This window comes from Coleofasciculus sp. FACHB-1120, from assembly GCF_014698845.1.
GTDB lineage: Bacteria > Cyanobacteriota > Cyanobacteriia > Cyanobacteriales > FACHB-T130 > FACHB-T130.
The window spans coordinates 106,668-118,977 of the sequence record NZ_JACJTV010000016.1 but is presented as its reverse complement, the minus strand read 5'-3'; the positions used below and the strand labels follow the sequence as shown (position 1 = coordinate 118,977).

9 protein-coding genes are annotated in these 12,310 nt (G+C 47.2%); 4 read left to right on the top strand and 5 right to left on the bottom strand.

Annotated features, from left to right (window positions below; all coding sequences use genetic code 11):
* Positions 1 to 903: 903 nt before the first annotated feature.
* Both H6H02_RS15960 and H6H02_RS15955 read left to right on the top strand, forming a co-directional pair.
* On the top strand, positions 904 to 1,935 hold the full coding sequence (locus H6H02_RS15960) for a M23 family metallopeptidase (RefSeq protein WP_190819432.1): 1,032 nt from the start codon (positions 904 to 906) through the stop codon (positions 1,933 to 1,935).
* Positions 1,936 to 2,625: 690 nt separating this feature from the next.
* Positions 2,626 to 3,210: a peptidoglycan-binding domain-containing protein gene (locus tag H6H02_RS15955; RefSeq protein WP_190819431.1), complete on the top strand. Its 585-nt coding sequence runs from the start codon at positions 2,626 to 2,628 to the stop codon at positions 3,208 to 3,210.
* 177 nt (positions 3,211 to 3,387) lie between these two features.
* Here the strand turns inward: H6H02_RS15955 and H6H02_RS15950 are convergent, their stop codons facing one another.
* Together H6H02_RS15950 and H6H02_RS26895 are read right to left on the bottom strand one after the other, a co-directional pair.
* Positions 3,388 to 3,768 (bottom strand): response regulator, encoded by a 381-nt coding sequence (locus tag H6H02_RS15950; RefSeq protein ID WP_190819449.1) that lies wholly within the window; start codon positions 3,766 to 3,768, stop codon positions 3,388 to 3,390.
* Positions 3,740 to 7,237 carry a PAS domain S-box protein gene (locus tag H6H02_RS26895; protein WP_190819430.1) on the bottom strand — a complete coding sequence of 1,166 codons (3,498 nt, stop codon included), beginning with the start codon at positions 7,235 to 7,237 and terminating at the stop codon, positions 3,740 to 3,742. The genes H6H02_RS15950 and H6H02_RS26895 overlap by 29 nt, the downstream gene beginning before the upstream one ends.
* A gap of 603 nt (positions 7,238 to 7,840) precedes the next feature.
* Here H6H02_RS26895 and H6H02_RS15940 point away from each other — a divergent pair.
* Positions 7,841 to 8,218 (top strand): nuclear transport factor 2 family protein, encoded by a 378-nt coding sequence (locus tag H6H02_RS15940; protein WP_190819429.1) that lies wholly within the window; start codon positions 7,841 to 7,843, stop codon positions 8,216 to 8,218.
* Positions 8,219 to 8,255: 37 nt separating this feature from the next.
* Here H6H02_RS15940 and H6H02_RS15935 read toward each other — a convergent pair whose 3' ends face one another.
* The 3 genes from H6H02_RS15935 to H6H02_RS15925 all read right to left on the bottom strand — a co-directional run bounded on the left by H6H02_RS15935 (position 8,256) and on the right by H6H02_RS15925 (position 11,513).
* On the bottom strand, positions 8,256 to 8,858 hold the full coding sequence (locus tag H6H02_RS15935; RefSeq protein WP_199329230.1) for a PspC domain-containing protein: 603 nt from the start codon (positions 8,856 to 8,858) through the stop codon (positions 8,256 to 8,258).
* 43 nt (positions 8,859 to 8,901) lie between these two features.
* The gene (locus H6H02_RS15930) at positions 8,902 to 10,554 is read right to left on the bottom strand and encodes a hypothetical protein (protein ID WP_190819427.1); all 1,653 of its coding nucleotides are present in this window, start codon (positions 10,552 to 10,554) and stop codon (positions 8,902 to 8,904) included.
* Positions 10,555 to 10,802: 248 nt separating this feature from the next.
* Positions 10,803 to 11,513, bottom strand: a complete 711-nt coding sequence (locus H6H02_RS15925) for a gamma-glutamyl-gamma-aminobutyrate hydrolase family protein (protein ID WP_190819425.1) — start codon at positions 11,511 to 11,513, stop codon at positions 10,803 to 10,805.
* A 470-nt stretch (positions 11,514 to 11,983) separates the two neighbouring features.
* Here H6H02_RS15925 and H6H02_RS15920 point away from each other — a divergent pair, with 470 nt between their 5' ends.
* Positions 11,984 to 12,247 carry a hypothetical protein gene (locus H6H02_RS15920; protein WP_190819423.1) on the top strand — a complete coding sequence of 88 codons (264 nt, stop codon included), beginning with the start codon at positions 11,984 to 11,986 and terminating at the stop codon, positions 12,245 to 12,247.
* Positions 12,248 to 12,310 lie beyond the last annotated feature (63 nt).

Sequence of the window (12,310 nt, the reverse complement as noted above, 5' to 3'; positions counted from 1 at the left end):
GTCACGAGTGCGTTGCGGCACTGTTTGGGCAACTCGCAACTCGCTCAACATCGAGTCCTCTGCTTCGCTTAAGATAATCCGAATCGGAGCTGGCATAAATAATGGAAAACTCCGTTTAGAGAACCTATCCCATCTTATATTTAATTAATCCCAGCTACTTAGAGACAGGGGTTCTCTTTTAGCAGTGATGGGTAAAGCAAAGCATAGATCATCGGGAAGGGGGTTTAGAAGGTTAGGTTATTCTGCCGTATTTGCTTCCCTTGAGAAACGCTATGTTCTGAATTAGAGTGAATCTGCCCAAAATAAGTCGTTTATCCGGGTTTTGAGCAGTTTTGGAGCGACCTCCAAGCGAGGAACATACTTCTAAGTAACCCTTCTAATAGAAAATATCCAATTGAACTAAATAGCAAGATTCTTAATCTCTAGACCTGTCCGAAAGCTCAATTCTAAGCAAATAGCACAAAGTCGAATTACTTTTCAAACGAGTTTAATCAGTCGCTAGCAGCGTGAGTTATCAAACCGAGCGCCTCCCGCCATCAACAGGAAGGGCAACGCCGTCCATCTTCAAGATAGGCTTGGTGTACATCAAAGTGACTTATTTGCTCAAAGCCCTCCCAGAGCTAACCCGTTGCCGCTTCCCTATGGCGAGCGGTGCGGCACGAAGTGCGAAAGCCGCTCTTAGATACTGAGAGGGATTTGGGGAGAGGCCTGCCGACTGGGTACCAACTTAGTGCCGACTTGGAGGTATACCGTAGCTGAAGATAGGACGAGGGGGGGTTCTCTTGTCCCGCTTTAAATGGGTATCCTCTACTCAGCGATTGTCCTGATATTGCTAGCTCAAAGCTGAAGCCAACAGATAACCAAAAGGCTTCCTAGACCCTTTTTCTTGCAGGCTCTGATCTAATGAAACAACTCGCCATTTCTCAATTCCGTAAATATAGCTTAATTGGCGTTATCTCATGCGCCACCGTTCTAGGGACAGGTTTCTGCCTCCTGACTCAAGCAAAAGACTATTCCACGACTCCAGGTCATCACTCCCTTGCTTCTGGCTTAATATGGCCCACTCAAGGGAATATTACGAAAGGCTTTAATGCTTATCACGAAGGAATTGATATTGCTAATAGCACTGGGACTCCGATTGTTGCTGCCGCATCGGGTACAGTCATCAAAGCTGGTCGTGATGATTCAGGATGGGGGCTAGGCAATGTAATAGAAATCCAGCATCCCGACGGAAGCCACACGGTGTATGGTCACAATAGTCGTCTTTTGGTGAGCAAGGGTCAACAAGTTACTCAGGGTCAAGTCATTGCTGAAATGGGTTCGACAGGCAATAGTACAGGCCCTCATCTTCACTTTGAATTTCATCCTGATGGTCGTTTAGCAGTTGACCCAGCTACCGGATTGCCTTCTTTAGTTGCAGGCAAGATTCCACCCCGGCAAATGGCAACCGCTGCGCCTAAACCCATTGCTCCACCTCCAGTCTCTCAGGCTGTACGCAACAACGCAGTCACGAGAAGCAACAATCCCACATACCCAAATCTAAATGTTTATCCTGGGGGTCGTCAGCAAGGGAACGCTCTCCCAGTCCCGCGCGTAATCGCACCCCAGCCACTACAACCAATTGTAGGGGCAGCGACTTCTGGTGTTGCTGGGACTTTTAATCAATGCAGCAACGCCTTGATTGAAGGTGAGACGGCAAGCTCTCGCGTGAAAGTTTGTCGAGAAAATGGTCAATTGTTTTATGTGGGGCAATTAAAGCAGCAACCAAGCGCTTCGATGCAGCTTGCTGCTTGGCGTGTTGGGCAGGATCGGTATCAAGCGGATAATGGCAGTTATTCCTATTTTATTACCCCACGCGGAGTAGAAGTTTGGCGAAATGGTCGTCAGCTCCGCTCTGAGCCTTTTAACGGTTCTTTGAAGATTTCACAGTTCTAAAAGGTTTGGTTTGACGACTGATGGTTACTAATCTTCAAAGAACGTGCTAAAAGAAAGTGCTACCCGATTTCTTCTCTAGAGAGACTATCAGGTTTTCTATGGGCGATCGCTCCCTCTACCCTGATTTTCCAGGTGAGGTGACAAAGCGATCGCCTTTTCTTTACTTCTTCTTAATAAAACTTACTTTTCTTCACTTTTTTTCTGAATAAAAAATTAAGATTTTAAGATTGCGATAATGTCTACCTTATTGTTTGACTATTGTGAGGAGTTAAAGCCTTACAGTATTGATTAACCAGATAGACAAAGCGTTCTGACCGACACGAGCATTACCATCTCGCATCAATGCAACTTTTCTGAAGGTGCGTCAGTGCGGGAAAACAGCGATCGGACAACTGAGCAAACGATTTATTCTAGAGCGGGGATAGACCAGAGATTTCTGGCACTTGACTCGTTGATTGAATTGCCATCTGTCAGCTCACACTATTTGTGTATTGCTGAATTGTCTGTATGTCTTGGAACGGCTACAGTTGAGCGTCTCATTTAGAAAGGAAATTGCACAAGGTTCCTTTAATGCGGCTGAAACTCAACAATCCATAAAAAATCATCTGAGTTTCCGAAAAATGTTTCCGAAAAACTCAGCAGCCATCCTGAAGCATCACAAAGTGTTTCTCAACTATACGGAGAAAAATCATGGAAACTCTTGCTTACATTCATGTTTCTAATACCTATGAAGAGGCAGAAGCTGGCATCGAGTATACTCTGCGTGACTTTTCGCTGAACTGGACGCAACCACCGAGTTCAGCTTGGCTGGGTTTACTTGGCGTCGCTTTCTTGTTCGGAGGTCTCAGCGAGATCCAACCAGCTAACGCAGCACAGTATTTTGTAAATACAAACGGCAGTTGTCTTAACGCTCGCTATGGCCCCAGCACATCTTACGGAGTGCATAGCTGCGTCCGTAATGGAGCCGCACTTGCACCAGTTGTGGCTTATCGCAACGGGTATGCAAAGCTTTCTACGGGTCGTTATGTTGCTGCTAACTATATCAGCACGAGACCAGGTTCTGGTTCTAATCCTGGTTCTGGTGTTGGCGGTTCCTTTCTCCGCCTAGGCTCTAGAGGTTCTGCTGTTCGACAAGTTCAATCCGCTTTAGGGGTTTCACCGACTGGATATTATGGTTCCGTCACCCAAAGAGCAGTCCGGAACTTTCAGTCGAGAAATGGCTTGCGTGTAGATGGAGTAGTGGGACCGCAAACTCGCAGAGTGCTAGGAGTGTAAAGAAGATTTAGCCCAAGAAGCTAGTCTATCTATCCGAGAACGAGCTGAGTTAACCTCATTTCATCGAATTGATTTTACTGTTTAACAAGAAGAGGGCGCACAACTGCGCCCTCTTCTTTTGGTTTCAATCAAATTTTGGATGGGGTGGGTTTGCAGTCGATTGGTAGCAAAACTCAGTTAAATATCCCATCCTAAAGACTTCGCAACTTGATCTGCGAGAGTTATCGGGTCGAAAGGTTTCGCAATTACTGCCTTTACTCCTAGTTGAGCAAAACGGCGTTGGTCGGCAGCCTGCATTTTAGCAGTCAACAACAGCACAGGGATGTGCTGAGTTGCAGGATTGGCTTGCAGCTGTTGAAAAGTCGTTGTACCGTCCCAGTCAGGCATCATCACATCCAGAAGGATGGCGTCAAGTGGTTCAACTTCAGCCTTGGCAAGTCCTTCTCTCCCAGAACTCGCTGTCAAGACGTCCCAGCTGGCGACCATTTCTAAGCTCAGCTGAGCCACTTCCCGAATATCCTCTTCATCATCAATTACCAGGATGCGCTTCGTTGTCACCATTGGAGTTTTCCTTCCTGTTGGGAACTATCCGATTCAGCAAGGCAATGATGCGCCCTTCAAATTGTTCTGGAGTAATCCGACCTTTCGTGAGAAACTCGGTTTGTTCCAACTGTAGCCGCTCTCGTTCGGCATTGTTCAAATCCTTAGCAGAATATACCACGATTGGGATGTGGCGCAGGCGATTGCACTGACGCAGCCAGTCTACTACAGCAAAACCATCGTACTCCGGCAGCACGATATCCAGCACTAGCAAATTGGGATTCATCGTTGCTAATTTTTGAATTGCCTCGCGTCCGTTTTTCGCGTGAATCGTTTCCAAACCGTGGCGCTCAAACCGAGCAATCAGTACCCGCGCCAGATCCAAGTCGTCTTCCACCAGCAAAACTTTGGCAACCTTTGCCTGTTGCAAGGATTGCTCCAGTGCTTGAAATAATGATGCTTCATTCAAGGGTTTGCGAACCCAGCCCGTAAAATCAGGAGGTCGCGGCTTGTCATCATCTGAGTTTGGTGGAAGCGATACCTGAGGCGAAATGTCGTTGATTGGAGAATCTGCGCTGTCAATATTAGAACCGGCTGCATTCTCCATCGTAATTGAATTGGATGCGATCGCATCTGACGGAGCAGACGGCTGCAACTGACCCAGATCGGTTTGCAGAAGGTCTCCCTCTAGCAGGCTACTTAAGGTCTGATTCTCTAAAGAAGATTTGAGGAAATTACTCTGCTCTGGCGATAAAACGCTGAAAATGACGATAGGAATCTCTCTCGTATCAGGTCGCTGTTTCAAAACCGCCATTGTTTGCCAACCGTTCATACCGGGCATAATCAGGTCGAGCAGAATTACAGCAGGTTGCTCCTGTAGCGCCAATTCTACAGCTTCTTGACCTGAGAAAGCCGTCTTGACTTGGTAGCCGCGCTGTTCTAGCAAAGTTTGGACTACGGTACAGACCGCAGGCTCATCATCGCACACCAGCACGAGAGGCGTACCCAGTGCATTGTCAGCGTCCGAAGGTAAGGGCACGGCACCGTCCTGAGTAGCTAGGGAGGATTGGGCTAGCGCTGTCGTTACATCCCCCTCAGAGAGATTCTCCCGTTCATCCTCAGCATTCAGCATTCGTGTCTCACCGCTCAAAAGGGGCAGTGTGAAGAAAAAGGTACTACCTTCATTCAGCGTACTTTCGACCCAGATGCGACCTCCATGCTGTTGCACAATGCTGCGGCAAATTGCTAACCCCAGACCTGTGCCACCTTTATCGCGCGAGTCAGAGGCATCAACTTGTTGGAATCGTTCAAAGACGTTTTCCAGCTTCTCTGCGGGAATCCCTCGTCCTTGGTCTTTCACTTTGAACAAGACTGTAAGGGTGAGAGGTTGAGGAGGCGAGGGGGTAAATTCTTTCTCTGTTCCACCCTCCCCGGCTCCAGGAGCGAGAAATCGCGTCTTTACAGGCTCCGCGGTCTGTTGAATTTCGGCGCTGAGATAGACGCTGCTGCTAGGAGGAGAGAATTTGATGGCATTGCTGAGTAGGTTCGTCAGGGTCTGGATAATCCGGTCAGGATCGGCGTACAGTTGGGCGGATAGGGGAGATACGCATAGGGTGACTCCGGCTTTGTCAGCCATTGCCCGCATCACCTCTGAAGCTTGAAGCATTAGAGTTGCGGCATCGCAAATCTGATGCTCCATCGCTACCTGACCCGACTCGATGCGCTCAATATCGAGGATGTCGTTAATCAGGCGCACTAAGCGGTCGGTATTCGAGACGGCAATCTCCAGCATCCGTTGAGCCTTTTCAGGTTTAGCCATGAGCAGACCCCCTGCCAGCAAGCCGAGGGCACCACGAATCGAGGTTAGAGGCGTCCGCAGTTCGTGGCTGACGATGGAGACAAACTCATCTTTGAGGCGTTCTATGGCGCGGCGATCGCTAACGTCACGGGCGATCGCTGAGGCACCCGTAACCTGACCCGCCCGATTCTTGATCGGAGAGATCGTAATGGCAACATCAATTTGACTGCCGTCTTTTCTAAAACGCACGCTTTCATAAGGGGGGATGCGTTCTCCCTGCTTGATTCTTGCCAAAATTGACGCCATCTCATTGAAGCGGTCGGGTGGCAGCAGAATCGAGATCGGCTGCCCCTTGACTTCTTGGGCGGTATAGCCATAAATTCGTTCAGCCCCAGAGTTCCAGCTGGTAATGATTCCATCCAGTGTTTTGCCTACGATCGCATCTTCTGAGGACTCAACAATCGAGGCTAGTTGGGATAAAGCTTCCTCGCCCCGCTTGCGTTCGGTGATGTCTCGTAAAATTACAGTAAATATTTTTTCGCCAGCTAATTCCAGCTTAGAAATGGAAGCTTCCGCCGGAAACTCCACACCATTTTTACGCTGTCCAAATACCTCGTTGCGCTCTCCCATTTTCCGGGCGTTACCCACAGAAGTGTCAAAATTGCGGATATGCTGACGGTGAGCGATCGCAGCCCGTTTCGGCAGCAGCAAATCCAGGGACTGACCAATTACCTCACTGGCGGTATAGCCAAAGATTTTTTCCGCCCCTTGGTTAAATAAGGTAATTTGTTGTGTTTCGTTTACCGAGATAATTGCATCCTCCGCAATATCCAAAATTCCAGCCAGTCGCGCTTGCGATGCCTTTCTCTCCTCCTCTGCCAACTTGCGCTGCGTGATGTCTTGAATCTGAGCATTAAACAACGGTTCACCCTTGGCATTATGCACCAGCGATGCACTCAAGAAAATCCATACAATGTGTCCCTGTTTGTGGAGGTATCGCTTCTCCACGTTGTAATGCTGAATCTTGCCAGCCAGCATTTGGCGCATATATTCCAGATTGGTTTCTAAATCGTCTGGATGCGTAATCGCCGGGAAGTTCGTAGCCAGTAATTCTTGCTCCGAATAGCCAACGATCTCGCATAAAGAACGATTGACTTCCAGCCAGCGTCCATCTGTTGCCACCAGCGCCATTCCCACCGCCGCATAGTCAAAGGCACTCCGAAATCGTTCTTCGCTTGCTTGCAGCGCCTCCTCCATCTGCAAGCGGTAGGCGATTTGGGTTTCCAGTTCTCGGTTCGTTGCTTCCAGCACTGCGGGGCTTGGAAGAGCCAGTGCTTTAGGAACCAATTGCACCAGAGACGCAGCCGTATACACCGAAACTAAAGCGGTAATTGCTTTGATAAACCCCGATAGCCAATAGGTAGGATGCCACAGCGTCCAAATCTCCATGACATGGGTGGTACCACAGGCGATGATAAATGACCCAAATAGCAAAAAAATCCAGTCAAATGGGAGATCCTGACGCTTGCGGACAAAGTAGAACAGCGTCACTGGGATCGAATAATAAGCAAGGGCAATTAGAGAATCGGACACGATATGAAGCCACACCAAACCAGGCTTCCATAGGTAGCAATGACCGTGAGGGATAAACCCTCCTGAAGTAAAAAAGACGTTTAAAAATTCCAGCATTAAGCTTCTTTCCTTAGCCTTGAAGTAAAAAAGACGTTTAAAAATTTCAGCATCAAGCTTCTTTCCTTAGCAGCCTGAGTCTACCTTAAGGTAAATTTTCTAATAGAGTGAAAAGAAGCCTCGAAACAAGACTTTAATAATCCCATTACCCCCGTTGATAATCTCATTTCGTTTGACTGTTGGTATATTTAATTTTCCGAAGCTACCGATTGGTCAAGACAAGGAGAATTGTAAGTTTTTGGCAATCCAAAATAGTATAGCAATCAGATTTTAGTTGTGATTTAGGGGTTCAGATCCCCGACTTCTCTAAATTTGGGTTCTGAACCCCTAAATCATTTAACACGGCGATACACTCCTTCTCCTGCTAGAGGGATTTATAGTCTTCCTAGCCAAACTAATCAATTTTTTTGTATTTCTTTTCTTCGCGTCCTGGGCGTCCTTTGTGGTTCGTAAAAAACAACATTTCAAAAATAAAACATAATTGCGATAGCTTTTATTATTTTATCAATATAGCTTTTACACTTAAAAGGGTTTACATAGACGGAGTTAAGCCTCATATTATTAAATACAGATTTGAGTAAAGGTGCGTTTGCCAATCAGTCTATGAATTCAGAAGATATTCGGATAGCGATCGCGCAAGCGAGAGAGGCCTGGATTGCTCGTGACGCAGAGGCTCTAACCGCACTGTTTGCACCCGATGGTGAAATCATCCTACCGGGTCAACAATGGCAGGGGCAAGACAAAATTCGGCAAGAAGTTACTCATTTTGCTCAGCAATATTCAGACATAAAAATTGAGATTCAGCAGATTATCGTTGATGGCGATCGCGCAGTAGTCGAGTGGTATTACGAAGATACTGAAAATGCAACAGGTCATCGGAACAAAGCTGATGATGTCATTGTGATCAATTTCAAAGAGGGTCAGATTAGTCGCTGGCGTGAATATTTTGATACTGAAACCCCTAAGCTAAGAACACAATGATTGACTCTATCTATCAGAAACTTAAAATCGTGATGATTTACCCAACTTGTGTAGGCTCAGGGGATGGTTCTAGGGGAAACGCCAACCACACCCAAAGGTAAATCGGCAGACCAATTCCGGTTATAACAACGCTTAAAACGACTATAGCAACCCGTACACCCAGGAGTGACAGTCCCCACCGTTGCGCGATCGCTGCACACACTCCTGCAACGACCTTGCGGCGACGGCTGCGGTAAAAAGTGGCAGTTGGTCTTTCTGGTGTGTTTACCCCAGTTCGCAACCTGTTCCTTTTGAGGATTAAGGAAATGAGGAGTCCGACAAAACCCACAACCCCGGATGGAATCGTGAAAATTGCACCCCAATGAGCAAAGGTCATAAACGTAATCACATCCCCAAGCCAGGGGGTTCCAGGACATTTATAGATAACGATTCCCCTACCACCGGCTTCACAGGCGAAGCGTTCAGCCAAACCCGTACCTCCCAAAGTCAGTAGAATTGGGAAAATGCTGTAGAAAACACAAACGGCAAGCAGGACTAATTGCCAAGGAATCGAAAGAGAACGTCGAATTGCGATCGCAGAAAGCGCTGGGCCGAAAAATAACAGCGCCGTAATTATAACTAGAGAAAAAATGTCACCCATTTGCCGATTCCTAATATCTTGTCTTACCGTAGAAAACGCTGAGCTAGAGTTGCTTAGCGATAGATTCTAGAGGATTGGGTTGAGCATTTTTTGGATATTGCGGCACCACCGTTGGGTAAGGATTGATCAGAGCATCGTCAACCCAGCCGGAATAATACTTGACACTGGTAGAATTCTTCGACAGATTCACGAACTCCAAATCGCCTCGCATAGCATTCAGGTTAATGCCGCCGCTAGCATTGTGCTCTATAGGCCCAATGCCTCTCGGCCCCCCTCCAGAGTGACACTCACACACTTCATCAAATCCTCGGACAAAGCGCGAACCATCCCAATGCCAGCCATTAGCAGGCCAGGAAACAGGAGAAAACCACACCGGCGGTTTTTCCGATGACCCAAAAATCTCAGACCAAGAAGTTGCTCCCTGCCCATCCAGCGTCGCTGTGAAGCCTTGGTCATATCTCACCTCGTAACGACCTTTCCGGCGGAGCAGGGATTGACCGCTACTACTATAGTCTGTAGGCAGCCACCAGAGAACTTCAACCGTTTGTCCCGCAGGCGCATCGAGAGTAGCCGCAGGCGTCTCATTCAACAACGCGCTGTAGAGGGGTACTTTCTCAGTCGGCAGTCGCGCGGTGATGGCAAATCGCCAGCATTTCCAATCAGGATTATCAGGTACTGACAATTGCAACTGGCAGATACCGTTGCCAGTCCCAACCCAAAGCCGATCTGATTCCAGCAATAGCCGATCGGGAATGGCACCGATGAGGGGACTATTATCCACGCGGTAAGAAGTTACAGAACCCGATTGCAGGTCAGAAGAGTCGGGACGATATGCCACTAATCCCATTCCTGGTGAATAGTTGTTGCCTTCCCCACTTATTTTTGTTGCCATCCAGAATGTTGGTCGGTCGGGGGTTCCCGCAATCTCGAAATCGAGAATCTCCTGTCTATCCATCCCCTGTGGATGAATAACAGTCCATTGCTCTTGCTGTGGGTGATAACCGACAAGCGTTGTTTTGCCGGTATAACCTTCTCCTTGCGGAAAGGCAAGTGACCACCATAAGCGATCGCCTACAATTTTAGCGGCGGTAATGTAAGGAAAGCTCAAGCAACCCCCTGTATAAAGGGTTTGCGTTTTTGGTTGCTTACTTTCGGGCGTAATTAGCGTAATTACGACTTTTGCTTCTTTTTGGCAATCTGGAGTTTCTGAATTCCCTTTACGATTTACCCGATATTGATAAGTCTTGCCTTTATATTTAATCGTTTCATAACGAGAAGGCAGATTTAACTCTCCCCCTAGCGCTTTTTGATGCTTCTCCGGCTGAGAAACAAAATTCTTCGGGAGGCTTCCTGGCTGCACAGAAAAGTTACTACTATTTTTGTCAAAGACAAAATCATACTTGCGCGATTGAAACTTTACAGTATCGCCAGAAGTCACAATGTTGCGGATGTGAAAATCAAACGCCTGGGAAGGCAATTCATCTTTATCAGAAACCAGTTTGGGCAATTTAGTATCTGAATGATCCGAATTCACTATCTGGGAACTTTTGTCAGGTTGTGAACTCGTTTTTGGGTTTGAAGCTGTTGATTTAGTAGAATTAGTTGACCGCTCAACTGCCTGAGGAGATTGAGGAGTTTGAGTTACACAGGCATTGAGGATTCCAACAATACCGAAAATTGCGACAAGATGCTTCAAAGAGAGGTTTCCTCTCTTTCTGGAAAAATAATTTAATAGGGAAATCACGTTGAAACAGAGATGAACACGATGGATATAGATACAATCTTCGTTTTTAGATTTCCCGATAAGTAAGTAAAAAAAAGTTTATTTAAGTCACACTTTCTCTAACGTTTATCAAAAGTCTATAAAACAGAATTTTTTCAAGTTTCAGCCTTTTCGAGATGTCTCCGTGTGTTGTAATCAAGAACACCTCGATCTCTTGAAAACTAGATCGTGCGCTTACGTGCTGTCTCGACTAACGCCTGAAAGATGCGTTGCTGATAGGGATCGTCGAGAGCAAGTTCGGGATGCCACTGAAGCGCGATCGCCCAAGAATGGTGTTCGTGTTCCATCGCTTCAATTACCCCATCAGCAGCGCGTGCTGTAACCCGCCATCCAGGCGGTACTGTCCGCACAGCTTGATGATGCCACGAGACTATCTCCGGCTCTGTGATGCCAATTATGGCAGCGAGGCGACTCTCAGGGTCAATTTGCACGGGATGCTGGCAGAAGCGAGATTGATGGGTGCGGTGCGCGATCACGTCCCCAAATTCATCCGGCAGATGCAGCACCAAGTTGCCACCTGTTGCGACTACCAAAATTTCTAAACCGCGACAAATCCCTAAGATTGGGATATCTGTATCTAAAACCAGCTTGGCTAAAGCTAGCTCAAAGGTATCACGCTGATGATCGACGTTATAAACGGTGGGATGAGATGAGTCGTTGTAAATAGCGGGGTCAATATCACCCCCGCCGGAGAAGATCAATCCATCAATTCTTTCTAAGATGGCTGCGGGATCGGGTTCTCCCGGTGGCAGCAACATCGGTAAGCCACCCGCTAAGCGCACTGCCTCTACATAGTCGCCTCTGATGCTAAACAGGCGCGTATCCATCTGACCAGCGGTCGTAATTCCAATGAGTGGCGGCTTAGATTTCATTTCCTGATGTTAGCAGTTGATTCAGGCGATCGCTCTGGCTTCGTCACCTCAGCATTGTGAGATTCTTTCCCTGATGCTGTTACAAGCAATACAGTTCCCTGAGCCGTTTTAGGAGATCCTGCAACAGGGCGTGGCGAAAAGGGAAAGTAACCGCATCATTCTCAGCCAGCCCGCAGTCCGTCTTGAACTCAAGTTCAAGGCTCATGGCTGAGGTCCATTCAAGTGGGCTGAAATCCTTACTCAGTCTGCTTCAGAAGACTTGATTCTGTTAGCAAGGGGTTTAAACTCCTGGTGGGTAAACTGTACATCGACAAAGCCAAGCCAGAACATCATCCCCGCTGTTTGGGTTTCCCGGAAAGTTGCTATTTGTGAATATTCCCTAGGGAGTAATCAAACGAGGTTAACTTTGGGTTAAGGTAACATTAACAAGAGATTTTGAAATAAAGACTCAATGTCATAAAAAAATAGCCATGACCAATCCTGACCAAGTGAGCAAAAACAGCTTTCTTTCCCCTCAAAGTCGCTACTACGGCTCATTTTCACCCGAACATCTCGCTTTTAATGCCAATTTGCAAGAGTTTGCTCACAAAATTGGCTACATTTCGGCTCTAGAGACGGGAGGTAAGCTTGCTCCCGAACAAGCATACGAACAAGTAAAGGGTCTCTGGAAGCAGTTAAAGCGGAGCAAGAAGGCGCTCTCGATTGGTGTAGAGCGACCCTCAGAAACAAGATAATTTTTTGAGAGTAGCATTTCAAATAAAACTGATACAAGCGGGTTGAGCAATGGAATTGCTGAA

What these genes read in the sequence shown, in the direction of transcription:
- H6H02_RS15925 (WP_190819425.1), bottom strand. Translation starts at nt 11,513, where the DNA reads ATGAAATCTAAGCCGCCACTCATTGGAATTACGACCGCTGGTCAGATG.
- H6H02_RS26895 (WP_190819430.1), bottom strand. Translation starts at nt 7,237, where the DNA reads ATGCTGGAATTTTTAAACGTCTTTTTTACTTCAGGAGGGTTTATCCCT.
- H6H02_RS15940 (WP_190819429.1), top strand. Translation starts at nt 7,841, where the DNA reads ATGAATTCAGAAGATATTCGGATAGCGATCGCGCAAGCGAGAGAGGCC.
- H6H02_RS15920 (WP_190819423.1), top strand. Translation starts at nt 11,984, where the DNA reads ATGACCAATCCTGACCAAGTGAGCAAAAACAGCTTTCTTTCCCCTCAA.
- H6H02_RS15955 (WP_190819431.1), top strand. Translation starts at nt 2,626, where the DNA reads ATGGAAACTCTTGCTTACATTCATGTTTCTAATACCTATGAAGAGGCA.
- H6H02_RS15935 (WP_199329230.1), bottom strand. Translation starts at nt 8,858, where the DNA reads ATGGGTGACATTTTTTCTCTAGTTATAATTACGGCGCTGTTATTTTTC.
- H6H02_RS15960 (WP_190819432.1), top strand. Translation starts at nt 904, where the DNA reads ATGAAACAACTCGCCATTTCTCAATTCCGTAAATATAGCTTAATTGGC.